We start from the raw sequence: 25,683 nt of genomic DNA, 5'->3' as shown, positions 1-25,683 counted from the left end.
TCTATATTTATTTACAAAGTAAATTATAGTTTACCTTGGAATTTAGAACCTACGTGTTTGATTTCAGTTCTTCTGTTTTGAGCTTTACCTGCAGCAGTTTTGTTGCTTGCAACTGGCTGAGAAGATCCAAATCCTTTAGCTTCTAAGTTTTCTGGGTTAACACCTCTTTCAACTAAAGCGTTTAATACAGCGTTAGCTCTGTCTTCAGAAAGTTTTTGGTTTACTTTCGCAGAACCTGTACTATCTGTGTGACCTTCAATGCTGAATTTAGCGTTAGGGTAGTTTTTAAGGATTTCTTTAATAGCATCTAATCTAGCTGGAGTTTCTTTGTCACCAGTTTTGAAAGTAGCTTTACCAGAGTTAAAGTAGATAGCTCTTGCTTGAACTTTAAGATCTTCTAAAGCTTGAGAAGTTACTTCAGGACATCCTCTGTTACTAGCTGGACCAGGAACTGTAGGACAATCGTCATCTTTATCTAATACACCATCTTTATCAGCGTCTAAGAAAGGACAACCACCATTTTCTTTAGGACCAGCAACTGTAGGACATTTATCGTCTTTGTCAGCGATTCCATCACCGTCAGTATCAGGACAACCTTTTAAAGCAGCTAAACCAGCAGTATCTGGACAAGCGTCATCTTTATCAGCAACACCGTCACCGTCTCTATCAGGACATCCGTTTAAAGCAGCTAAACCAAATTCGTTTGGACAAGCATCAGAAGCATCAACGATTCCGTCACCGTCAGTATCAGGACATCCGTTGAATTGTTTTAAACCAGCAACATCTGGACAAGCATCATCTTTGTCATAGATTCCGTCTCCGTCAGTATCTTTACCTCCGAATTTGAAAACTAAACCTGCAGTGTGTTGGAAGTGAGATGGAGCATCTGGAGTTCCAGAAGCATCTTCTCTATCACCACTTACAGACCATTTGTATCTTGTAGCTAACTCAAGACCAATAGCATCAGTAAACCAGAAAGTTAAACCAGCACCTGGGTTAACAGTTCCGTAGCTGCTATCTCCGAAGAAAGTGTAACCACCACCAACAGATAACGAAGGATCAATCACTTTAGATTTGATTAATTCTTGGAAACTGTATTTAATAGTAGCATCAATTCCGTAGTACATTAAGTCTCCAGGATTAGTTACAATCATACCTCTTCCATCATGACCAGCAGCAGTTGGAGCGAAAATAACATATTTGTCAATTTTGTTCACAGATCCTTGTAAACCTACAGAGAAACCGCTACCAACATATCTAGACACACCAATGTAAGATAAAGAAGGAAGGATATTCCAGTTACTTTTTACGTCAAATGGCTGAGAAAAGTGTGCTGGGAAAAAGTCAACGTGATCTGGACTTGCACTAGTCCTTGTATCCACAGCATTAACCCCAAAAGAGATCGCCCATGGATTGTTACTGTCTTGTGCGTGAGAACTTAAACCCATCGCCATCAGTACAGCAACTAAAAGTTTGTTAAGATGTTTCATACTTAATTTTTTTAATTACAATTTAGTTAATTACAAGCAAAAGTAACACCAAATTTTTTAAATACAAAATCAAATGTTAAAAAAAACCTACAAAAAAACACTCAATGTGGTAATTATATAACTTTTAACATTTTACCTGTTAATATAAAAGCTTCGATAGCCTTGTCTAAATGTTCTTTGGTATGTGCTGCCGAAAGCTGTACTCTAATTCTGGCTTTATCTTTAGGAACTACCGGGAAGAAAAATCCAATAACATAAATCCCTTGTTTCAAAAGTTCGTTTGCCATTACTTGCGATAACTTGGCATCATACAACATGACTGGCACAATTGCTGAATCCCCGTCAATGATATCAAAACCTGCTTTTTTCATTCCTTCCTTAAAGTAATTAGTGTTCCACTCCAATTTATCTCTAAGCGCTGTATCTTTTTCTAAAAGTTCAAAAACTTTTATAGAAGCTCCTACAATAGAAGGTGCTAATGAATTAGAAAACAAATAAGGTCTTGAACGCTGGCGAAGAATTTCGATGATTTCTTTTTTGGCTGTTGTATAACCTCCCATTGCACCACCTAAAGCTTTACCTAGTGTTCCGGTTATAATATCTACACGCCCCATAACACCTTTTGCTTCAAGAGTCCCTTTACCAGTCGCTCCAATAAATCCGGCAGCATGACATTCGTCAACCATAACCATTGCATCATATTGATCAGCAAGATCACAGATTTTATCTAAAGGCGCTACCAAACCGTCCATTGAGAAAACACCATCAGTCACAATTAATTTAAAACGGGCTCCAGCCTCATTTGCCTTTATTAATTGCTGTTCCAGATCTTCCATGTTACTATTTTCATAACGATAACGAGCCGCTTTACACAAACGAACTCCATCAATAATAGAAGCATGATTTAAACTGTCTGAAATAATCGCATCGTTTTCTCCTAACAAAGGTTCGAAAACTCCACCGTTTGCATCAAAAGCCGCTGCATATAATATAGTATCTTCTGTACCATAAAAATCAGCAATCTTTTTTTCTAATGTTTTATGAATATCCTGAGTTCCGCAGATAAAACGAACAGATGACATTCCGAATCCGTGTGTATCCAGTGCATCTTTAGCCGCCTGTACCACTTCTGGATGCGATGAAAGCCCTAAATAATTATTGGCACAAAAGTTCAAAACCGTTTCTCCAGTCGAAATCGTAATCTCGGCACCTTGTGGAGAGGTTATTATGCGCTCTTTTTTGAAAATTCCATTTTCTTCGATAGTCTGCAGCTCACTTTGCAGATGCTCTTTAATTTTACCGTACATTTTTTATTTATTTAAAACGTTAAAAATTAACAACTTAACCATACAAAAGCTTCGTTATTTCTTTAACATCTGATTAATTTTTTCACAAATTTACCACTTCAATTTCCGATCCTACATACACCAAAACCCTTTTTAACACTTTGTATCCTAAATCTTCAATAGCATCTTGATATTCTTGAATTTGCTGTTTATATTTTGGATTAACAGCGCCAGTTTTATAATCCAGCAGATACGCTTCTTTTGTATCTGTCAAAACAATTCGGTCTGGTTTTAAAATCTTTCCTTCTTTTTGAACTATGGTCTGCTCATTTAAAACCTTTAGTTTCCCATCGAAACAAATACTTAATTCATCATGATTTACAATTTCAAAAAGTGTCTTTGTAACCATTTCTGATTGATCGATAGTAATCAAACCATTTTCTAAAGCTTTTACAACAGCAAGATCCACATCTGATTTATCTTTTATAAAAGCAAGGATTTCGTGAACGATATTTCCATACGAAATTGCTTCCTGCTGATGTGTTCCCCACATTAAAGCCTCTCGCTGCGCAATTTTTATATTTTTAGGATCAAGAACTTCTTTTACGACCGGAATGGTTTTTACAAAATTGACAGATTCTGTAGGAGCAGAAAGTTTCTTTTTATCTCCAAATTCATATTCGAGTTTTTCAGGATCGTAAACTCCATTATGCAGTAGGAATTTTATAAAATAGGAAGCCATATTATTAGGAAGCTCTCCGTCTTTTCTTTCTTTTAAGGATTGCGAAATAACATACAACTGTTCTTCTGCACGGGTCAGCGCCACATACAAGACATTTATATTATCCAGTAATTCTTCCTGTTTTTTCAAATTAAAAACAATTGAAGCTGTTTCTCCAAATCCTTCAACCGCGCTGCTGTTATCGATTAACGCTTTTGGAACTCCTAAATCAGCTTCTTCTGTATCGAGCCATAATTTATCTTTTGGTTTTCGATTGTAATCCTCTTCTGCAAAAGGCATTATGACAACTGGAAATTCCAATCCTTTAGACTTATGAATCGTCATAATTCGGACCGCATTGTTTCCTTCCGGAGAAGGAATACTGAATTTCTCAGAGTTCTTCTCCCAGTAATTTAGAAAATCAGCTATCCCAGCCTGATTTCTCATATCTCTTTCCAAAACAATATCCAAGAAAAACTGAACGTATGCATTTCCTTCTGATGGAAGAATAAATTTTGAGATAATTATTTCAACGGCTTCATAGAGCGATTTTTTGCGGACATTTTCAAACGAAAGAGAAACATCAAAAGTCAACAGCCATTTTTCAAATTCTTCTTCTACACGATGAGACATTCCCATAGCAATAAAATCATGAACAGGCATTTCTGATTCTATGTTTGATGCCAAGAAATGAAGAAAATAAGCTTTCGATTCTAAATCAGCACTATTATTAAGGTATTTCAAAAGGTGAATTATCAAACGAACTTCCGTAGAATTTTGAATCATCAAGGTTTCTGATGATAAAAGTGGAATATTTTGCTCTGTCAAATAATTCGCAATCGCAATTCCTTGATCTCTTTTTCGGGTTAGAATTACAATGTCCTTATATTGGAACCCTTCTTTTAATACTTTTTGAATTGTATTTAAAGTTGCTAAAACATATAAATCTGATTTTTCGATTACTTCTTCATCATCAGATTCGTTTTTTTCAATTATAGGAAGAAAGGATATATTGACATAACCTCCTTTTTTTGAATTGATATTCTGAAAACTATGATTCTCGTACAAATCTTTATAATCTTCATTTGAAAATTCAGATGAAATCAGCTTAAAAAAAGCATTATTAAATTCCACTACTTCACTGTAACTTCTGTAATTGGTATTTAAATGCCGAATTGCTTTATCAGGATTATTAAACGGATTTGCCTCTTTACTCAGTTCAATAAATTGCTCTGCTTTTCCGCCTCTCCATCGGTAAATAGATTGTTTGGGATCGCCCACAATCATCAAAGTTCCTTTGTTTCCATAATCGTCTAATCCGGAAAGTGAGTTATCAATCAACGGAATCAGATTCAGCCACTGCATTTCGGAAGTATCCTGAAATTCATCAATAAAGAAATGACGGTACTTTTCCCCTAAACGCTCATAGATAAATGGCGCTGGCTGATTTTGGATTTCGCGATGGATAATTGCATTAAATTCTGAAATGGAAAGAATATTTTGCTCCGATTGAATTTTAGCCAATTCATTGCTGACTGTATTTAACAACGAAAGCGGCGTTATATTTTTTAGAAAAGCTTTATAGAAATCTCTTTTTTCAAAATTTTTATATGCCTTTTCAAGTATCTGAAGCAGATCTGGAATTATGGCTTCGATTAACGATTTATCTTTTGCAGTTTTGTTAATCGCAATATCATCAAACTCATGAAATGTTTTGTTTCTTGGATTAAATTTACCATCACGAATACTTTCCAAATGATTTGGAAATGTTCCTCTCGAAAAAGATTTCAAATCAATTCCGTTCTGGTCAATCAAAGAAAGTGCTTCTATCGCATATTGCTCGTTTTGCGATTCTAGATCTTTACATAAATCGAGCATTTTCTTTTTGATCTCGACAAATTCTTCAATGGTTTTTTCATTAAAATGAAGAATTTCATTTCGATTGTTCTCATTCAAAACCAAACGTCCGGTTTCCAAGATTTCTCTCGAAACGTCCCAGCTTTTATCGTCGTCAGTTTTTTCCATCGTAAAATCGATGAGCAATTTGGTCAGCGTTTCGTCTTGACCCGCCTGAGCAATAATAGCATCGACCGCTTCTACCAATAAATTTTCGGTATCCAACGTCACATCAAAAGTCATGGGAAGATTAAGATCATGCGCAAAAGCACGAATAACTTTGTGGGTGAATTTATCGATGGTAGAAATATCAAAAGCCGCATAATTGTGAATTAAGTGCTTGATAATATTTTGGGATTTTACTTTTAATTGAATAATGGAAAGTCCAGTGTCGCGCGACAAGTCTTCCATTAAATCTACCGCTTTTGGCGAAGGCTCATCTTTAGCAAATTCAGATAAACTGCCTACAATACGGCTTTTCATTTCGTGAACCGCTTTATTAGTAAAGGTTATAGCGAGAATATTACGATAAGCATCGTTTCTGGGAGAAGAAAGAATAATTTTAAGATATTCCTTCACTAAAGTATAGGTCTTTCCTGATCCTGCAGAAGCATCATAAATAGAGAAAGACGGACTTTGCATAGTTTGATTTTTTTGTATCGTAAAAATAATACAATAAATATTAAAACCAATAATGTGAAGTTTTCAAATTCCAAAAAACAAAAATTCCAAATTCCAATATTCTGCAATAAAGACAGTAAAGATTGGAATTTGGAATTTTAATATTTTTTTGAATTCTAAAATTTAGGCGTGCTTTGGAAATGCTCTTTTATTAAATACTAACAAAATTCCAACTCCTGTAGAAATTGCCATATCGGCAACATTGAAGATTGCATTAAAGAACATAAAATGTTTTCCTCCAAAAATTGGCATCCATTCTGGCAGGTCGCCTTCCCAAATAGGAAAGTAAAACATATCAACCACTAAACCATGAAACCATGATCCGTATGGCTGTGGAGAAAACATAGTTGCTAAATTATGTGTGCTGTCATCGAAAATAACTCCGTAGAAAACAGAATCAATAATATTACCGGCTGCTCCTGCAAAAATCAAAGCAATCGAAACAATCAAATAAGCTGAATGACGTTTTTTAACTGCATCGGCAAGCCAATATCCAATTCCAACAACGGCAAAGATTCTAAAAACGGTCAAAATCAATTTACCATATTGTCCAGGTATTTTTGTTCCCCAGGCCATTCCTTCATTTTCAATGAAATGAATTCTGAACCAGTCAGCAATAACAACTTCTTCTCCTAAGATGAAATTTGTTTTTACATAAATTTTCGAAAGCTGATCGATAATTAAAACTAAAAATATAAGGAAATATGCTTTTCTTAATGACATTTGATAAATTTTGATGCGCAAAAGTAACAATTTAATCAAAAAAAACGCTCCATATAGAGCGTTAATTGTTTTGTAATAAATTAAGAAGCGTAGTTACTTCTAGAATAGTATAGGTTTTATTTCTTTTTTTGGGCATTTGCCGGACTGTCTGAAAAGAAATCTGAAATGGATTTAAATATTCCTTTACTTGGTTTTCCCGCAGCAGCCCTTTTCGCTTCTGCCTTTTTAACATCAGCTTTGAATTTAGTGCGCAGTTTTTCGAAATCTTTCATTCTGTGTTCCACATCAGAATTAACATCTTTGAATTTCAATACTTTAGCCATTGTGTAAGTTTTTTAAGTAAAATAATTAAATATTTAACGATTTGGTTCTACAATGATACATAATTTAAATTATATTTGTTAATAAAAATTAACACTTGTTTAGGACAAATCACAATAAAACCAATAAACACTGATACAAATGAACTAATTTTAACATTTCCCCCTAATCTTACAAATATGAATGAAATAACTACTATTTTAAACACTTTTTTGGTCGACACTAAAGCTAGCGCAGCTTTAATCTTAAATGGAAAAGGAAAACTAATCACTTCCCTGAACCTTGACTACGGTGACAGCATTGCGGCTATGAGTGCTGCTATTTTATCTATGAGCGAAAAATTTCTTGTCGATTTAGAAAAAGGCTCATTAAAACAACTTTATTTAAAGAGTTCTGACGGTGTTGTCGTTGGAAACAAAATAAGCGGTTCTAACTTCGTGATTGCTTTTTCAAGAGAAGGAAGCAACCTTGGCTTATTAATGCATTCAACAGATGAACTATCTGCTGAACTAAGCAAAAATTCCCTATTAAAATAACATATCTATTAACCGCAAACACCAAAAACTATGAGCAACGACTTTTTAAATGTGTTTTTGAATGAAATGAAAACCAACGTAAATGGCTTTATAGCTGTAGCTGTAACCGAAATTGAATCAGGATTAAGTTTTGGAAATATAACTATCGATCCTGCTTTTGATCCTGAACTTGCTGCCGCATACAATCTAGAAGTAGTAAAAGCCAAATTGAATGCTGTAAAAGCTTTAGGTTTAAATCAGGATATTGAAGATATTTTGATTACTCTTTCAAACCAAATTCACATTATTGACATTTCACCAAATAAAAAATTCATGATCTATCTTGCTGCAGATGCTAGTAAAGCAAATCTGGGAATGACAAGAGCAGTCTTAAGAAAACACAAAGCTGATTTAGAAAAAAATCTGGCTTAATTTTTCATTTTAATTAGAACTGTCTTTATTGGCAGTTCTAATTAAAACTATATTTCTTCATTCATTTCTTCCTCTTTTTCTTTCTTACAAAACAAAAGCCTTCTGTTTTCAAAGAAAATTTCACTTTATAATCGAATTCTTTCAAAAGAAGCGTATTCGCGCTTGAACAGAAACGGAACAAACATTAAACAAAAAACGCCCCTAAAAAGAAGCGCTTATTGGATGTATATTTTTGATTATCGCTGCAAGTTTTTAGCTTCGATACTCATGGTTGCATGAGGAACGATTTTAAGCCTTTCCTTGCTAATTAATTTACCTGTTACTTTGCAGATACCGTATGTTTTATTTTCTACACGGAATAAGGCATTTTTTAAGTCACGAATGAATTTCTCTTGTCTGATAGCCAACTGAGAGTTTGCTTCTTTTGACATGGTCTCACTTCCTTCTTCAAAAGCTTTAAATGTTGGAGAAGTATCATCAGTTCCGTTATTCAAATCGTTCATATAGGCACTTTTGATCAAATCAAGATCTTCTTGTGCTTTTTTAATTTTTGCCTGGATTATTTCTTTGAACTCTGCTAGATCTGCATCAGAGTATCTTGTAATTTCATCTATCATTTTCTAACTATTTTGAAATTAATATCATTGTTCTAATGTCATCAAACTCAATTTCTGTGCCGTTTTCTAAAGCGTCAGCAAAAACCAGTTCGTCTGTTAATGTTTCCGATTTTATGTAATCTTCATTTTTTGAAACAGCTTCTTCTAAAATACTGTCTCTTTTTATTTGTACTTTGATCTTATCAGTAACTTCAAATCCTGAATCTTTACGGATATTCTGAATTCTGTTTACTAATTCTCTCGCGATACCTTCATTTTTCAACTCTTCAGATATGGTGATGTCAAGTGCAACTGTAATTCCGTTTGAATTTGCCACTAACCATCCTTCGATATCCTGCGATGTTATTTCGACGTCTTCTAATGATAAAGTTACACTATTTCCTGCAATAACAATATCTAACGTTCCTTGCTTGTCAAGCTGATTAATCTGTTCTGCAGAAAAACCTTGTATCTCCTTAGAAATCAACCCCATATCCTTACCAAAACGTGGTCCTAATGCTTTAAAATTAGGCTTAATTTGTTTCACCAAGATACCAGAAGCATCGTCTAAAAGTTCAATTTCTTTCACATTTACCTCCGCTTTTACCAAGTCAGAAATCGCTTCGATTTCAGCACGCTGACCCTCGTCAAGTACCGGAATCATTACCTTTTGCAGAGGTTGACGAACTTTAATCATTTCTTTTTTACGCAGTGATAATACCAAAGATGAGATCGTTTGCGCCTTCTGCATTTTGCTTTCCAACGTTTTATTAACAAAGTTTTCGACAAATTTTGGGAATTCAGCCAAGTGAACGCTGGCAAAATTCTCAGTTCCTGTCGAAGCTGTTAAATCGCGATACAATTGATCCATAAAGAACGGCGCAACCGGAGCGCTTAATTTACTGATTGTAAGCAAACAAGTATAAAGCGTTTGGTAAGCTGCAATTTTATCTTTTGCATATTCACCTTTCCAGAAACGGCGACGGCATAAACGAACGTACCAGTTACTTAAATTCTCCTGAACGAAATCAGAAATCGCTCTTGTTGCTTTTGTAGGCTCGTAATCCTCATAACATTCGTCAACAAATTTTATTAACGTATGCAATTCAGAAATAATCCACTGATCGATTTCAGGTCTTTCGTTTAATGGAATTTCAGCTTCGGCATATTTAAATCCGTCGATGTTCGCATATAATGAGAAGAATGAATAGGTGTTGTAAAGTGTTCCAAAGAACTTACGACGAACCTCAGCAATTCCTTCGATATCAAATTTCAAGTTATCCCAAGGATTAGCGTTTGAAATCATGTACCAACGTGTTGCATCTGGACCGTATTCTGCGATGGTTTCAAAAGGATCTGTTGCATTTCCTAGACGTTTAGACATTTTTTGTCCGTTTTTGTCTAACACCAAACCGTTTGAAACAACATTTTTGTAGGCTACTTTATCAAAAACCAAAGTTCCGATCGCGTGTAAGGTATAGAACCATCCACGTGTTTGATCTACTCCTTCTGCAATAAAATTAGCCGGAAAATCTTTATTCTCATCAATTTTGTCTTTGTTTTCAAAAGGATAATGCCATTGCGCATAAGGCATTGCTCCAGAATCAAACCAAACGTCGATTAGATCACTTTCGCGCTTCATTGGTTTTCCAGAAGCAGAAACTAAAGTAATTTCATCCACAACATTTTTGTGCAAATCAATTAAATCATAATTTGATTCGGACATGTTTCCGATCTCAAAACCTTTAAACGGATTTTCTTTTTGAAAACCAGCTTCGATAGATTTCTCAATCGCATTGTACAATTCTTCAACAGAGCCAATAAGAACTTCTTCTTTTTTATCTTCAGTTCTCCAAATTGGCAACGGAATTCCCCAATATCTAGAACGAGATAAGTTCCAATCATTAGCATTTTTAAGCCAATTTCCAAAACGTCCTTCACCAGTAGACTTAGGTTTCCAATTGATAGTTTCGTTCAGGTCGAACATTCTATCTTTTACATCGGTTACTTTAATGAACCAAGAATCTAGTGGATAATATAACAACGGCTCATCAGTTCTCCAACTATGTGGATAACTATGTACGTATTTTTCAACCTTAAAGGCTTTATTTTCTTCTTTTAATCGAATAGCAATTTCAACATCTACCGATTTCTCTGGAGCTTGTCCTGCATCGTAATATTCGTTTTTAACGTATTTACCAGCCAAATCACCCAAATGAGAAGTGAATTTTCCTTGTAAATCTACTAATGGGACTGCAGTTCCGTTTTCGTCTAAAACTAGCATTGGTGGCACTTCTGGTTTTGCTTCTTTTGCTACTTTAGCATCATCTGCACCAAAAGTAGGAGCTGTATGTACTACTCCTGTTCCATCTTCAGTGGTAACGAAATCACCTGCGATTACTCTAAATGCATTTTCAGCATTTTCATAGGGCAATACGTAAGGCAATAATTGCTCGTAACGAATTTCTACTAAATCGGCTCCTTTTGCTTCGGTTAAGATTTTGTATGGAAGTTTTTTGTCGCCATTTTTCACATTGTCAAAATCAGCATCGTCTTCGCTTAAGAAAAATCCTTTTCCGAATTGTTTTCCAACTAAGTTTTTGGCCAAAATAACATTGATTGGCTCAAAAGTATATTGATTAAAAGTTTTAACTAAAACATAATCGATTTTTGGCCCCACTGTCAAAGCGGTATTTGATGGAAGTGTCCAAGGAGTTGTCGTCCAAGCTAAAATGTGGATATCTCCAAAACCCTGCAAGAATGAAGGCAACGTTTCTGGAAGTGTTTTAAACTGTGCTACAATTGTAGTATCAGTTACATCACGGTAAGCGCCAGGCTGGTTTACTTCGTGAGAAGACAATCCAGTTCCTGCTTTTGGAGAATATGGCTGAATGGTATATCCTTTGTACAACAAACCTTTATCGTAGATTTGTTTTAAAAGCCACCAAACAGATTCCATATATTTTGGTTTATAAGTCACATACGGATCTTCCATATCAACCCAATATCCCATTTTTTCCGTCAAATCATTCCAAACGTCGGTATAACGCATAACGGTTCTTTTACACGCTTCGTTATATTCTTCGATTGAAATTGTTTTACCAATATCTTCTTTTGTAATTCCTAATTCTTTTTCGGTACCTAATTCAACAGGTAAACCGTGAGTATCCCATCCGGCTTTTCTTTTTACTTGAAAACCTTTTTGAGTTTTATATCTGCAAAAAATATCTTTAATCGCACGTGCCATTACGTGGTGAATTCCTGGCAATCCGTTTGCTGAAGGCGGACCTTCAAAAAATACGAAAGGTTCAGCACCTTCGCGAGTTGTTACACTCTTTTCAAATATATTTTCTTTCTTCCAAAAATCAAGAACTTCAGACGCTACAGTTGGTAAGTCAAGTCCTTTGTATTCAGTAAATTTTGTACTCATTTTATCCTTTTCTTAAACGAGGTGCGAAAGTAAGGAATTTTGAGGAAAATAGATAAAAGATGACGGAAAAAAGACGGATTTGGATTAATTTGAGGTAGATTCCTCAAAAAAAGCGCTACTTTCAAGCAATCTAAGAGAAAACTTCTTTTAAAATATCCAAAGACTTTGGTTTTTTGAATCCTTCCAGATGCAAACTGTAATAATCAATCAGGATTTTAAGAAGTATTTGTCTTTCTGCCACATGAAAAACTTTTTGATCGTTATCAAATTTTAATTCCAATAATTTTTTAAACAAATTTGTTTCGTGTTCAGACAGTACATTTGCTTTTTGAAAAAGTGTAAAAATACCTTCATTCATTTCAAAAAAAGGCAAATCAATTTCAGAAACATCAGGATAAAACCCGAGGTATTTTGTGATTTCTAAAAGTAGAATTAAATGAAAATTGGAGATTTCGTCATGATGATCCAACCAAGTAAGTGCAGTTTCTAAAAACAGGAAAAGCTGTTCGTTTTTTTCTTCTTCTTGAATGGAATAATGCAGCATTTCTGAAAGAAACATTACCATTGTACTCTTCACAATATCAGTATGAATGCTCTGAAACGGAATGGCACTTTTTATTTCTTTAAAATTCTCTAAAGTGCCTTTATTTTTATGAACGGCTTCAATTTCTAAAATCGAAAACGGCTGAAAATAAGCAATCTTTTGATTTGCTTTCCGACTTGAAAAAGCATCGCGCACAAAATAAGATTTCAGTCCGTTTGAAAGCGTAAAGCATTTTACGATCAAGCTTTTTTCCTGAAATTTTAAAGAAGAGATTACTATGGCTTTGGTTTTGACGAGCACGACTAATTTTAGATTTTAGAATGTAGATTTTAGATTTTTATAGAAACCATTCCGACTGATCACTAAAACTGAACACTGAATACTGAACACTTATCGAATAATCATTACTTTCTTAACTTTCGTTTCTCCGCCGTCTTGTGCTGAAATAAAAATCATATAAACACCTGAAGAAACTTTATAATTTCCGAAAGCGGTTGTGTCCCATTCTATTGTTCCGCCTTCAGAAGTTGTTTCGTATACTAGATTTCCTTCGATATCGGTAATTTTTACATTTGCTTTATCCAGCAGTCCAGCAACTTTTACAGTTCCTGTATAATTAGGACGAACCGGGTTTGGATAAACATATACGTTATTTAAATCATCATTAGCACCTGTTGCGATTCCTTTGAAGGATATCATTCCTTTATTGGTCGCTATAAATACTTCTCCAGTTGTGCTGTTGATTTTAATATCGTTGATCACATTACTTGGCAGCGGCGAATTGTTTATCGTAAAATGGTATTTGGTTTCCTGACCATTTGGAGAAACCATAAAAATACCAGAATCTACCGTACCAATCCATTTATTATTCGCGCCATCGACTACAATTGAGGTAATAAATTGTTCATACATTAATTCCTGAGCCAGATTATCATCTGTAATAATAATCGGATTGGCTTTCATTTGCCCTTCTGCTTGAAAACTTCCAACATTAGACAAAACACGTAATCCTTTTGTTGTTCCAATCCAAAGTTGGTTTTTAGTATCTAACGCTACCGATCTGACATCGGCAATTGGTAAATTTCCGGCATCAGCTCCAGTGGTTATTTTTTTGAACGTGTTGGTGCTTTCATTAAAAGCAATTACACCTTCGCTGCTGGTTGAAATCCACTTGACATTATTTTTATCAATAACAATGTTTGAATAATTGGTTTGTTCTGCATCGGTCAAAATTGAACTTGTGGCAAAACTCTGCCATTGACCATTGGTTTTTAAAACTTTCAATCCGTTTTTGATTCGGCTGTTGGTTACCCATAAATTTCCTGTTTTATCGAAGGCAGTTCCGTTAATACGAACATCGATATAATTGGGCCCTGCAAAAGTCAAAGATTCGAGTCCGCTGTTTTTTTCGTTATATAAAAGATTCGGAATATCATTTTCAATTCGGAGCAATCCAGAGAAAAAAGAACTGGCATAAACCTGTTTTTCATTGTTTGGATTGACAATTATCCGTGTAATTGATTTTGCATCATAAACTTCTGAATATGGAATATCTAACCATTTTGAGTTATTAAGTTTACTTATACCATAACTGTCCAGTTCATAAGGATTGTAATAGGTGTCATAATCTCCATAAACCGCCCAAAGCACATTCGGAGTGGCATCTAATGAAAAGATGTTATTTCGAAAAGGGCCTTCAGGAGTGGAATTTTCAAAAGTTCCAGGATTTGAAAGAGAGGTGGAAAACAGCCCTTTTTCTTTTGTTCCGATGTATAAAATATCGCCAACTGCTGAAGCACATGAAAAGGTCAAATTGGCTTCGGGAAGTTGTGAATTTAAAATCTGACGAGTCAATGCTAATTGATTATTTAAAATAGAAACAGCTCCAGAAGTGGTTGCTAATAAATTATGATTGACAACATGAAATCCAGTTGGTGGAGATGGAAGCTGTAAAAACGCTGTAAAATCATTTCCGTTATAACGTTGAACATTTCCTGTAGAATTAACGACAGCGAGTTCAGCATCTACAGCTGCAACACCCAACCATGATCCTGCGCTTACAAGAGTCCACTGGCTAAAATCGTTTAAATTAGGATTTGTAATATTAGCTCTTCTGATACCGCTTGAAGTAGCTGCAAAAATAAATCCGTTATAAAAAGCGGTTTGTTTGACACTAATTTCGGCTCCGTTATCACCAATAAAATAGGTATCTCCAAATTGCGATGTCGTCAAATTAAATTGTACAATACCGAAATCACAAGAAACATACAGAAATCCGTTATGTTCCATGATGTGATTTATTTTTTTGAGATTTGCCGCCAGCTGTTTACTTATAATATCTACTTTTTTTACAATACTACCGTCAGCTTCATTAATTAAGGTCATTAAACCATTCTCGTAACCGACAATTGTTTTTTTGAAAGAAGGACTATAATAAACCGCTGATATGGTTTGCCCTGAAAGCCCATCAACCGTGGTGATGGTTTTTATAGCGTTTGAGGTTGAATTTTTAGAAAAGAGAGCATTTTCTGAAGCAGCAAAAACAGAGGTTGAAGATTCTGAAATACCTTTAATTTCATTAAATGAAAAGTAGCCCTGCCAAGATAATCCTTGCGCAAAACCAAATTGAAACAATAATAAACTTAGGATAGACAGAAAGTTCTTTTTCATTTTAAAATATATTCTCGGATAGACAAATATACTACAAACGAAAGTAATAGAATTTTGTTCTTTAGGAAACAAAAAAATGCCCTCGATTCATCAAAAAAGACAAATGAGGGCATTTTTCAATTGTAATTAATCTTAAACTACACCTTGTGCAAGCATAGCATCGGCAACTTTTACAAATCCGGCAATGTTAGCTCCTTTTACGTAGTTAACATATCCGTCTTCTTCTGCACCGTATTTTTTACATTGGTTGTGAATTCCAATCATAATTTCTTTCAATCTCAAATCAACTTCTTCACTTGTCCAGTTTAAGCGGATCGAGTTTTGAGTCATTTCTAATCCTGAAGCAGCAACACCACCGGCATTAGCGGCCTTTCCTGGGGCAAAAAGGACTTTATTGTCTAAGAAAAGTTTAATAGCGTCTAAAGTAGAAGGCATGTTTGCCGCTTCTGTTACACATAAAACACCATTATCAATTAATTTTTTAGCATCGTCTCCGTTTAACTCATTTTGAGTTGCACATGGAATAGCAATATCTACTTTTACTTCCCAAGGGCTTTTTCCTTTGTGGAAAACAGCATTTGGATATTTCTCTAAATATCTTTCGGCTCTGTTATCACCGCTTGCTCTCATTTCAAGCATGTGATCGATTTTTTCTCCAGAGATTCCTTCTTCATCATAAATATATCCATCAGGACCAGAAATAGTTACTACTTTTCCGCCTAATTCATTTATTTTTAAAGCAACTCCCCAAGCTACGTTTCCAAATCCAGAAATCGCCACTCGTTTACCTTTAATCTCATGTCCGATTGTACGAAGCATTTGATCTGTAAAATATACCACACCATAGCCTGTAGCTTCTGGCCTGATTAACGACCCTCCGTATGCAAGTCCTTTTCCAGTTAAAACTCCAGTAAACTCATTTCTGATTCTTTTGTACTGGCCAAATAAATATCCGATTTCTCTCGCTCCTACTCCAATATCTCCAGCAGGAACGTCAAGATCTGGACCAATATGACGGCATAACTCAGTCATAAATGACTGGCAGAAACGCATGATTTCTCCATCCGATTTTCCTTCAGGATCAAAGTCAGATCCTCCCTTTCCTCCACCCATTGGAAGAGTTGTCAAACTATTTTTAAATACCTGCTCGAAAGCCAAAAATTTTAAAACAGATAAATTTACTGTGTGATGAAATCTGATTCCACCTTTATAAGGACCAATTGCAGAGTTCATTTGAATTCTAAATCCTCTGTTTACAATGATTTCTCCTTTGTCGTCAACCCACGGAACTCTAAAAATTACCGATCTTTCTGGTTCAGCTATTCTTAACAGTAAATTTTTACCATCGTATTTTTTTCTTTCGGCGATAAATGGAATTACCGTCTCTGCAAATTCTCTAACTGCTTGAAGAAATTCTGGCTCGTTCGGATTTTTTGACTCAACCAGAGCCATAAATTCATTTATTTTTTGTTCCATTTTTAAATAAATTATTCAAATAATAGTTTTTAAATCAATCAATTATAACAGGAAAATACGTTTTAAGAAAACGTTTTCGTTACAACAGACAAAGATACATCAAATTGCATACGTTTTGTTATTTTTTTTTGTTTTCCGCAGAGAATTGTGTTATTTTTAAACAAACCCTGAAAACCAATTTTACACTTCCGAAATTACATCGAAAGCATCGAGTTAAAGTCAGAAAATTAAGTGTTTTGTTACTAATTGTTTAATAGACGAATTTAATATTTTGTTTGGACTAGCTTTTTTATATATTTGCCAATATTTTAAGCCCACGAAAATGTTTAAATACCTATATATCACATTATTCGCCTTATTTGGCATCTCGACAATTGCCAATGCTCAATCAGATCTTGCACACGAGATCGGAATTATAGCAGGTCCCATAACTTTACAATCTGATTTTGGAGAAAGAAATAATGCTGACACCAATATTAACAATACTGGTATTGGTATTGGTCTGGTTCACTGGCTGAACTTTTCTGCAGCAAATAGCAGAGATCGTTATTTTCCTGAGCATTTTAAAATCAGATCTGAATTGTCTTTCAGCAGAACTAACCTGAGACACTTTGGAGAATGGGTAGAAAGAAAACCTAATGAGTTATTTGCTACTCAGTTGAGAAACATGAAAGGAACTTCAACTTTGCTTGGAATTGGTGCTCAGCTAGAATATTCACCTTTTAGAAGTATTCACAATTTTGAAAATTCTGTTGGCGGAATAAGCCCTTATTTCAGTGCTGGATTTTTAGTATCTTATTATTCAGCTAAATTGAATTCAAAATTAGGAGATATGACACTTCCAACTGTTACGCCTGGTAAATATTTAACTCCTTCTGACGGACGTGCACATGGATTTTCTAATGAAACAGGAATCGCAGTGGCTGCAACAGCAGGTGTAGGAGTTCATTACAAATTGACTACCATGAGTGATTTAATGTTTGAAACACGTTTTCAAATGTACAGTTCTGACTGGATCGACGGACTAAATCCTAATAAACAAATCTATACAGAAAACAAGTCAAATGACTGGCAGGTATGGTTTAACTTCGGATATATCTACTATTTAGAATTCTAAATCTAGAAAAATTACAATATAAAAAATCCCAAATTCCAAGATTATTAAAATCGGAATTTGGGATTTTATTTGAGGTTTATTTAAGATAACGCTTGTTCTAAATCTGCAATTAAATCTTCTGCATCTTCAATACCAACACTTAATCTCACTAAGTCATCAGTAATTCCAACTTCGGCTCTTTTATCTGCTGGAATCGAAGCGTGAGTCATTAAAGCTGGATGATTTGCCAAAGACTCTACACCACCTAAAGATTCCGCCAAAGTAAATACCTCCAGTTTCTCTAAAAACGCAACTGCATCTTCTTTTTTACCTGATTTAAAAGTAAACGAAACCATTCCGCCAAACGCTTTCATTTGTTTTTTAGCAATTTCATGAAACGGATGATTCGGTAATCCCGGATAATAAACCGTATTAATTTTGGGATGTTTGCTTAAAAACTCTACGATTTTTTCTCCGTTTTCGCAATGTCTCTGTACTCGTAAAGCCAAAGTTTTGATTCCTCTTAAAACCAAAAAACTATCCATTGGCCCTAGAGTAGCACCAGTCGCAAACTGCTGGAAATGTAACTGCTCTCCAAGTGCTTCATCTTTTACAATTAAAGCTCCAGCAATAACATCAGAATGGCCGCCTAAATATTTCGTTGCTGAGTGCATTACAATATCAGCGCCTAAATCTAAAGGTTTTTGAAGGTAAGGTGTTGCAAAAGTATTATCGACAGCAAACCAGATTTTATGTTCTTTTGTAATTTTAGCAATTTCTGCAATATCTGCCAGTTTCATTAATGGGTTGGTTGGCGTTTCAACCCAGACTAATTTTGTGTTTTCATTAATTAAAGACTTCAGTTTGGCAATATCGGTCATATCTACAAAATGAAACTTAATTCCTGAATCCTTATATATTCTCGAGAACATACGGTAAGTTCCTCCGTATAAATCGTCCATTGCAATAACTTCGTCGCCTGCTTTAAACGATCTCAAAATACAGTCGGTTGCTGCCAGACCAGATGAAAAAGCCAGTCCGCGTGTTCCATTTTCAATACTTGCCAAAGCATTTTCTAAAGCCGTACGAGTTGGGTTTGATGCGCGGCTGTATTCATAATCTGCCAGAGGTTTTCCCGGACTTGTCTGAATAAAAGTCGACGTTTGATACACCGGAGGCATAACAGCTCCTGTACTTGGATCATGATGCTGACCGCCGTGTATTACTTTTGTATTGAATTTCATATAGTTACTAATTTTAAATCCTTAATTCTTTTACAAATTTACTTTTTAATTTATTTTATCGGGATACAACTTCTTACCTTTGTAGATAATTAACACTTTTTGATATGAAAAATTACATATTTATAATCTTATTGTGTTTGATTTTTACAAGTTGCAAAAAAGAGCTTTCATTTGACAATGAAGCATTTGAAGAAAAATCCACAATTCCGTGCAAAACGGACTGCCCAAATATCTCAATTGAAGTACCAATTGCCAAAAATAAAAAAGTTGTTGCCGACAGTATCAACAAAAAAGTTTTTAATGTCATAAAAGAAATTGTTTATTTTGGAGAGGACTCAACAAAAGTGAATGATTACCAATCATTGACCAAATCGTTTATTGCCTCTTATGAAGAAATGCACAAAAAATTCCCGCATGATACTTTTGGCTGGGAAGGAAAAATAACGGGCAATGTAGAATTTGAATCAGATCAGATTATAAACATCAAAATTGACCATTATACTTTTACAGGCGGCGCTCATGGTTATCAAGGATTCCGATCCTTACTATTTGATAAAAAAACTGGAAAATTCATTTTTAACGACCAATTGTTTAAAGACGAAAAAGCATTTAAAGCTTTCGCCGAAAAAGAATTCAGAGCCAAATATAAAATCCCCGCAAAAGCCAATATAAATGCAACTGGATTAATGTTTGAAAATGACAAATTCCAACTCTCGCAAAACATTTTTTATACTTCTGGAGGTCTTCTTTTATATTACAACTCATACGAAGCCGCTTCTTACGCAGATGGTCCAAAAGAAATCCTTTTTCCGTATGATAAAGTGAGGAAATATTTGAAATTTCAATAAGAAAACCTTTGCCACTTTGTAACTCTGAACCTTCATTTTCATTAAACATCATATTTCATCTTTCTTAAAACTCGTAAAGCTTCTTTAAAAGACGAATACACATTCCCAAAAGGTTTTAAAAGCAATTTGGCATCGATTAATCTTTGTCGAGCATCTTCAAAACCATTTAAATAACAAATCATAAAAGTCGAAGGCAGATTTGCCAGATCTTTTAATTCTCGATCAGATAAAGCGATTCCTTTATCCAATTTTTGAAGCAATGCCAGATTTGAATTGTAAATGTGATAGAGCATTTTTCGATTAAATTCTGGAGGCTGAAAAAGTATCTGACGGTCAATTTTATAATAACCGTTATCAAAAAAATGAATGGTTTGTTCTTCTAAAGGATAATAACTCGTTTTATCATTTAGCCCTAAAGGAACATATTCTGTAATCGTAAAACTATCATCATTATACACTATAGTCACTACATCTTGAGCCGAATAAAAAAGCTTAACCTGCTCGTTAATCAACTCAATATCGACACGTGATAAAAAAGTCTTATCTCTGGATTTTTTAGGAACTCCCGCCCAGCAAATCACAAACAGTTCTTTAAAAACACGGTATTTCGGTGCCATGTCTTTGTGCCTGAAATTCATAAAATCAATTACGCCGTCAAGTGTATATTGAATACTGTTTCGAGAACTGTTTTCGATTCCGATAACGGTTTCTGTATTTTGATAATTCTTTTCGATTTCTGTGCCTTCCTCGACTGGAACAGAATTACTGCCAATACGAATAAAAACGGTGTTTGCTAAAATGGTATGAATGCCTTTTTTGAAAAACGAAACCTGGCTTTTGGGTTTTATGGTTACAAGACCTATTACTCTATCTTTTGGAAGATTCGGAAATGGAACGTTTTCATATTGAATTTTAGGAGGATTTTCGAGGAAAGCATTAACGAGATTTTGTATTCGGCTGTCGTCAAAAAAATCGTCGCCTACAATTTCGTTATCCTGATCTTCAACACCTACAACAATATAAGAGTTGTTTGCAGGATTTGAATTGGAAAGTGCGCAGATGTGCTTTAAAAATTTAGCTTTACCTTCTCTCGAATGCAGATTCAGCTGCCTTTTTTTATCATAAAAACTGCTCTCGTCATTGTGAGCTAGTAGGTTTTTTATTAAAAGGCGCTTATTAATCATACTTTTTATTATTTATGGATAACCAATCAAAATGTAATCTTAAAACCTGAAAAGAGACGCATTGTTGTGCGCCTCTTTCAATAAATCTTCTTAAATATTTTTCTTCACAATTGTCGAAGAAGCTTGTGCCGTACTCATTACAACCAGATCAGCAATATTGACATGATACGGTCTTGAAACCACAAAATGAATAATATCTGCAATATCTTCTGCTTGAAGCGGATCAAATCCTTTATATACATTTGAAGCTCTTTCAATATCTCCTTTAAAACGAACTTCGCTGAATTCTGTTGCTACCATTCCAGGATGAATTGCTCCTACTCTAATTCCAAATGGATTCAAGTCAATTCGCATTCCAGCTGTAATCGCATCAACAGCATGTTTTGTACTGCAATACACATTTCCGTTTGGATATACTTCTTTCGCAGCCGTTGATCCAATATTGATAATGTGTCCAGAATTTTTAGCCGTCATTTTCGGAATCACCACTTTCGAAACGTATAAAAGTCCTTTTACATTAATATCGATCATAGCATCCCAATCATCTAAATCTCCTGTTTGAATTGGATCTAATCCATGGGCATTTCCTGCATTATTAATTAAAATATCAATATCCGAAAAAGCTTCTGGCAATGCGTTTATTTTTTCAATAACGGCATCTTTATCTCGAACATCAAAATCAAGAGAATATACTTCGGTAAAAGCCGAAAGTTCGTTTTCCAGTTCTTGTAAACGCTCTTTACGCCTTCCGCAAAGCACTACTTTATAATTGTTTTTTGCCAGAATCTGAGCAGTTGCTTTTCCAATTCCGCTTGTGGCACCAGTAATTAAAACTGTTTTTTTCATTGTAAATATTTTGTTTTAACACGTAGAAACATAGTTCAGCTTTATCTAGAAAGGCATTTCATTTAAATCAACACATAGCTATGTGAAAGTGAAACGCTAAAAAATCTCTTTAAAGAACATCAAAAATCTACGTTTCTACGTGTTTATTTTTTTTCAGTACAAAACCGAACACTAACTGTCCACTGAACACTAAAAGAAATTAAGGCACATCTTCGCCCATACTTTCTGTCCAGATGGCAAACCAATCTTCTTTATCCATTTCCAATTCTGCTGCTTTTACTAGAGATTGAATTCTGGCAACGTTAACCGTTCCAGCAATTGGAATAACTCCAGCCGGATGTTTTAAAACCCATGCTAATAAAAGAGTATCTGCGCCTAAGTGATATTTCTCCAATAAGGTCGAAAACAGTTTTTTCAAACGACGTGTTTTTTTGGTGTCTTCTCTAAAAACAGTTCCAAGCGGGTTCCAGGATAACGGACGAATTCCATGTGTCTGCATATAATCTAAACTTCCGTCAACCATTGGTTCAAAATGCGTTGCCGAAAACTGTACTTGATTGTAGCTTACTTCGGTTTTCTGGCGGATCAATTCAGTCTGGGAACTTGTGAAATTTGAAAGCCCAAAATCGATGATTTTTCCATCGGCTTTTAATTTTTCAACAGCTTCCGCAATTTCATCGGCCTGCATTAAGGGACTTGGTCTGTGCAGTAAAAACACATCAACATAATCTGTTTTCAAATTCTTTAACGATCCTTCAACAGATTTAATGATGTAATCTTTAGAATAATCGTAATATTTAATTTTGTTTTCAGGTCGGTTTTCAGTTACCATCTGAATACCGCATTTGGTAATTAACTGTAATTTTTCTCTTGAAATTTTACTTGTTTTAAAAGCTTTTCCAAAATCTGCTTCGGTGGTATAATCTCCGTAAATATCGGCGTGATCAAAAGTAGTAATTTTGTTTTCGATACAAATTTGTATCATGTTTTCCATTTCTTTAGTTGTCAGGTTTTTATCCCAGATTCCCCAATTCATAGTGCCTGAAATAATAGGCGATAATGCTGTTTTACTCATGGTTGTAATGCGTTATTTTTGATAAAAAATATGCTTTGAAAAAGCATATTCATCAAAGTTCTTAAAAATATAAAAATAGAATCACAATTCGTCCTTAAAATTAGGTTATTGGTCGAAGTTTTAACCATTCTTTAACATCTTACTTCTCAAAAAATATTCAATTTGCACTCTCAAAAAACAGGCGTAAAAATCAAGGTTTATAAAAATATCTATATGGAAGAAAATACAACGACTTTAGACATTAGAGCGATAAATGAAAAAATTGAGAGAGAAAGTGCTTTTATAGACCTTCTTACAATGGAAATGAACAAAGTTATTGTGGGCCAGAAACACATGGTCGAGCGTTTATTAATCGGTCTATTAGGTCAGGGTCACATTTTATTAGAAGGTGTTCCGGGGTTAGCAAAAACTTTAGCGATTAATACTTTATCGCAAGCAGTTCAGGGTTCTTTCAGCCGTATCCAGTTTACGCCGGATTTATTACCTGCCGATGTTATCGGAACCATGATTTACAACATTAAAGCAAACGAATTCTCAATTAAAAAAGGGCCAATTTTTGCCAACTTCGTACTTGCCGATGAGATCAACCGTGCTCCTGCAAAAGTACAGTCTGCACTTCTTGAGGCAATGCAGGAAAAGCAAGTTACAATTGGTGATTCAACTTTCAAATTAGACCGTCCGTTTTTAGTTTTAGCAACTCAAAACCCTGTTGAACAAGAAGGAACATATGCGCTTCCTGAAGCACAGGTTGACCGTTTTATGTTGAAAACTGTTATTGATTATCCAAAAATTGACGAAGAACGTTTCGTAATCCGCCAAAACCTAAAAGGAAGCTTTGAAAAAGTAAATCCTGTAGTTTCGGTAGATCAAATTTTACGTGCGCAGGAAGCGGTTCGTGAAGTTTATATGGATGAAAAAATTGAGAAATACATTTTGGATATCATTTTTGCTACACGTTATCCTGAAAAATACAAATTAGCCGATTTAAAACCGCTTATCAGCTTTGGAGCATCTCCGCGTGGAAGTATCAACTTAGCAAATGCTGCTAAATGTTACGCTTTTATCAAACGCCGCGGCTATGTAATCCCAGAAGATGTTCGTGCAGTTGTGCATGATGTTTTACGCCACAGAGTGGGAATCACGTATGAAGCTGAAGCCGAAAACATTACTTCTGTAGACATTATCAACAAAATCGTAAACGAGATTGAAGTACCTTAAAAAGTTGATGGTTGATAGTTTTTTGTTGATGGTTCATACGCCATCAACCAACAACCACAAACCATAAACCAAATCAGAATGGATACAAAAGAGCTTTTAAAAAAAGTACGGAAAATAGAAATCAAAACCAAAAGACTGAGCAATCATATCTTTTCGGGTGAATACCACTCTTCATTTAAAGGACGAGGAATGACGTTTAGCGAGGTACGTCAATACCAATACGGAGATGATATTCGTAACATCGATTGGAATGTAACCGCACGTTATAACGAAGCCCACGTAAAAGTTTTTGAAGAAGAACGTGAATTAACCATGGTTTTAATGGTTGATATTTCGGGTTCTGAAGGTTTTGGTTCCAAAAGCCAGTTCAAGAAAGATATCGTAACCGAAATTGCGGCTACAATGGCCTTTTCTGCTACACAAAATAATGACAAAATTGGTTTGATATTATTTTCGGATAATGTTGAACTATACATTCCTCCCAAAAAAGGGCGTTCGCACGTTTTGAGAATCATCCGCGAATTGATCGAGTTTGAACCAAAAAGTCACAAAACAGATGTTGGACAGGCTTTGAAATTCTTATCGGGAACACAAAAAAAGAAAGCCATTGTTTTTATGATTTCAGATTTTATGTCGGATAATTACGAGCATAGTTTGAAAATTGCTTCAAAAAAGCATGACCTTACAGGCGTTCGTGTGTATGACATCCGCGAAGAAAGAATTCCGAATTTAGGAATGGTAACAATGCTGGATGCCGAAACCGGAAAAACACAGTTGGTAGACACGAGTTCAAAAACAGTGCGATTGAATTACGAAAAGCATTATCAGGAAAGAGTGAATTATTTCAAAGATACTTTCCGTAAATCTGGAGCAGGAATTGTCAACACCAGAGTTGACGAAAATTATGTTACCAAACTATTAGGCTATTTCAAATCACGATAAATAATTTTTGATTTTTGATTAACGATTTTTGATTTATGATGTGGTGTGACTTGTGATTAAGGAAGTATTTAAAAATGACTAAACAAGAATTAGAAAACAGATTGATTGATTTTGCAGCAACAATTATAATTATAGCAAGTAAGTTTGAAAAAAATTATGCTGGAAATCATTTGTCAGGACAAATAATTAGATCAGGAACATCTCCAGCTTTAAATTACGGTGAAGCGCAAAGTGCAGAAAGTAAAAAAGATTTTATTCATAAAATGGGTATTTGTCTGAAAGAATTAAGAGAAACATTTGTTTGTTTAAAAATAATAGAAAAAGCAAATTTATCAACAGACCGAGAAGGTTTAATGAAAGTAAAAATAGAAGCAAATCAATTAATTTCAATTTTTGTATCTAGCATTAAAACATCAAAAATTAATTCATAAAAATTAAAGATTACAATT

The 25,683-nt window shown here is 34.7% G+C and carries 21 protein-coding genes; 7 read left to right on the top strand and 14 right to left on the bottom strand.

The genetic code is table 11. From position 1 onward, the window contains the following. Window positions 1-23: 23 nt before the first annotated feature. The 5 genes from P2W75_RS06795 to P2W75_RS06775 all read right to left on the bottom strand — a co-directional run bounded on the left by P2W75_RS06795 (window position 24) and on the right by P2W75_RS06775 (window position 7,120). Window positions 24-1,490 (bottom strand): OmpA family protein, encoded by a 1,467-nt coding sequence (locus P2W75_RS06795; protein ID WP_207294411.1) that lies wholly within the window; start codon window positions 1,488-1,490, stop codon window positions 24-26. A gap of 113 nt (window positions 1,491-1,603) precedes the next feature. Next, window positions 1,604-2,797, bottom strand: coding sequence for a glycine C-acetyltransferase (gene kbl, locus P2W75_RS06790; protein ID WP_207294410.1), 1,194 nt, complete (start codon window positions 2,795-2,797; stop codon window positions 1,604-1,606). A gap of 82 nt (window positions 2,798-2,879) precedes the next feature. Next, entirely contained in the window at window positions 2,880-6,035 is a 3,156-nt protein-coding gene (locus tag P2W75_RS06785) for an exodeoxyribonuclease V subunit beta (RefSeq protein WP_276379733.1), read from the bottom strand. A 162-nt stretch (window positions 6,036-6,197) separates the two neighbouring features. Beyond that, window positions 6,198-6,797 carry a lipoprotein signal peptidase gene (locus P2W75_RS06780; RefSeq protein ID WP_276379731.1) on the bottom strand — a complete coding sequence of 200 codons (600 nt, stop codon included), beginning with the start codon at window positions 6,795-6,797 and terminating at the stop codon, window positions 6,198-6,200. Window positions 6,798-6,913: 116 nt separating this feature from the next. Then, window positions 6,914-7,120, bottom strand: a complete 207-nt coding sequence (locus tag P2W75_RS06775; RefSeq protein WP_207294407.1) for a hypothetical protein — start codon at window positions 7,118-7,120, stop codon at window positions 6,914-6,916. Window positions 7,121-7,297: 177 nt separating this feature from the next. On the opposite strand from P2W75_RS06775, the gene P2W75_RS06770 reads away from it, so the two are divergent. After that, entirely contained in the window at window positions 7,298-7,654 is a 357-nt protein-coding gene (locus P2W75_RS06770) for a roadblock/LC7 domain-containing protein (protein WP_207294406.1), read from the top strand. Between the two features lie 30 nt (window positions 7,655-7,684). Further along, on the top strand, window positions 7,685-8,065 hold the full coding sequence (locus P2W75_RS06765) for a hypothetical protein (protein WP_207294405.1): 381 nt from the start codon (window positions 7,685-7,687) through the stop codon (window positions 8,063-8,065). A 236-nt stretch (window positions 8,066-8,301) separates the two neighbouring features. Here P2W75_RS06765 and P2W75_RS06760 read toward each other — a convergent pair whose 3' ends face one another. The 5 genes from P2W75_RS06760 to gdhA all read right to left on the bottom strand — a co-directional run bounded on the left by P2W75_RS06760 (window position 8,302) and on the right by gdhA (window position 16,781). Then, a complete protein-coding gene (locus tag P2W75_RS06760; protein WP_012022792.1) occupies window positions 8,302-8,682 on the bottom strand; it encodes a TraR/DksA C4-type zinc finger protein in 381 nt (126 codons plus the stop codon). 7 nt (window positions 8,683-8,689) lie between these two features. Beyond that, a complete protein-coding gene (gene ileS, locus P2W75_RS06755; protein WP_276379721.1) occupies window positions 8,690-12,091 on the bottom strand; it encodes an isoleucine--tRNA ligase in 3,402 nt (1,133 codons plus the stop codon). Between the two features lie 130 nt (window positions 12,092-12,221). After that, the gene (gene recO / locus P2W75_RS06750) at window positions 12,222-12,935 is read right to left on the bottom strand and encodes a DNA repair protein RecO (protein WP_276379719.1); all 714 of its coding nucleotides are present in this window, start codon (window positions 12,933-12,935) and stop codon (window positions 12,222-12,224) included. A gap of 90 nt (window positions 12,936-13,025) precedes the next feature. Beyond that, window positions 13,026-15,305 carry a T9SS type A sorting domain-containing protein gene (locus tag P2W75_RS06745; protein ID WP_276379717.1) on the bottom strand — a complete coding sequence of 760 codons (2,280 nt, stop codon included), beginning with the start codon at window positions 15,303-15,305 and terminating at the stop codon, window positions 13,026-13,028. A gap of 132 nt (window positions 15,306-15,437) precedes the next feature. Further along, complete coding sequence (gene gdhA, locus P2W75_RS06740) at window positions 15,438-16,781, bottom strand: NADP-specific glutamate dehydrogenase (protein WP_207294401.1); 1,344 nt, start codon at window positions 16,779-16,781, stop codon at window positions 15,438-15,440. 322 nt (window positions 16,782-17,103) lie between these two features. Between gdhA and P2W75_RS06735 the strand changes: the two genes are divergently transcribed. Next, a complete protein-coding gene (locus tag P2W75_RS06735) occupies window positions 17,104-17,898 on the top strand; it encodes a glutamate dehydrogenase (RefSeq protein ID WP_207294400.1) in 795 nt (264 codons plus the stop codon). Between the two features lie 80 nt (window positions 17,899-17,978). Here P2W75_RS06735 and P2W75_RS06730 read toward each other — a convergent pair whose 3' ends face one another. Beyond that, on the bottom strand, window positions 17,979-19,121 hold the full coding sequence (locus tag P2W75_RS06730) for a cystathionine gamma-synthase (RefSeq protein WP_276379714.1): 1,143 nt from the start codon (window positions 19,119-19,121) through the stop codon (window positions 17,979-17,981). 104 nt (window positions 19,122-19,225) lie between these two features. Between P2W75_RS06730 and P2W75_RS06725 the strand changes: the two genes are divergently transcribed. After that, window positions 19,226-19,969, top strand: coding sequence for a DUF3298 and DUF4163 domain-containing protein (locus P2W75_RS06725; protein ID WP_276379712.1), 744 nt, complete (start codon window positions 19,226-19,228; stop codon window positions 19,967-19,969). Between the two features lie 41 nt (window positions 19,970-20,010). Here P2W75_RS06725 and P2W75_RS06720 read toward each other — a convergent pair whose 3' ends face one another. The 3 genes from P2W75_RS06720 to P2W75_RS06710 form a co-directional block, all read right to left on the bottom strand. Continuing rightward, window positions 20,011-21,153, bottom strand: coding sequence for an ATP-binding protein (locus P2W75_RS06720; protein WP_276379710.1), 1,143 nt, complete (start codon window positions 21,151-21,153; stop codon window positions 20,011-20,013). Window positions 21,154-21,243: 90 nt separating this feature from the next. Then, complete coding sequence (locus P2W75_RS06715) at window positions 21,244-21,999, bottom strand: SDR family NAD(P)-dependent oxidoreductase (protein WP_276379708.1); 756 nt, start codon at window positions 21,997-21,999, stop codon at window positions 21,244-21,246. Window positions 22,000-22,198: 199 nt separating this feature from the next. Continuing rightward, window positions 22,199-23,074, bottom strand: a complete 876-nt coding sequence (locus tag P2W75_RS06710; protein WP_276379707.1) for an aldo/keto reductase family oxidoreductase — start codon at window positions 23,072-23,074, stop codon at window positions 22,199-22,201. Between the two features lie 213 nt (window positions 23,075-23,287). On the opposite strand from P2W75_RS06710, the gene P2W75_RS06705 reads away from it, so the two are divergent. The 3 genes from P2W75_RS06705 to P2W75_RS06695 all read left to right on the top strand — a co-directional run bounded on the left by P2W75_RS06705 (window position 23,288) and on the right by P2W75_RS06695 (window position 25,665). Next, entirely contained in the window at window positions 23,288-24,292 is a 1,005-nt protein-coding gene (locus tag P2W75_RS06705; RefSeq protein ID WP_008465328.1) for a MoxR family ATPase, read from the top strand. 78 nt (window positions 24,293-24,370) lie between these two features. Continuing rightward, a complete protein-coding gene (locus P2W75_RS06700) occupies window positions 24,371-25,234 on the top strand; it encodes a DUF58 domain-containing protein (RefSeq protein WP_276379703.1) in 864 nt (287 codons plus the stop codon). Window positions 25,235-25,308: 74 nt separating this feature from the next. Further along, on the top strand, window positions 25,309-25,665 hold the full coding sequence (locus tag P2W75_RS06695) for a four helix bundle protein (protein WP_207294391.1): 357 nt from the start codon (window positions 25,309-25,311) through the stop codon (window positions 25,663-25,665). The last annotated feature ends 18 nt before the right edge of the window (window positions 25,666-25,683 follow it).

The organism is Flavobacterium sp. H4147 (genome assembly GCF_029360735.1).
Taxonomy (GTDB): domain Bacteria; phylum Bacteroidota; class Bacteroidia; order Flavobacteriales; family Flavobacteriaceae; genus Flavobacterium; species Flavobacterium endoglycinae.
The sequence above is the reverse complement of the archived record's forward strand: the minus strand, read 5'-3'. Positions and strand labels throughout refer to the sequence as shown.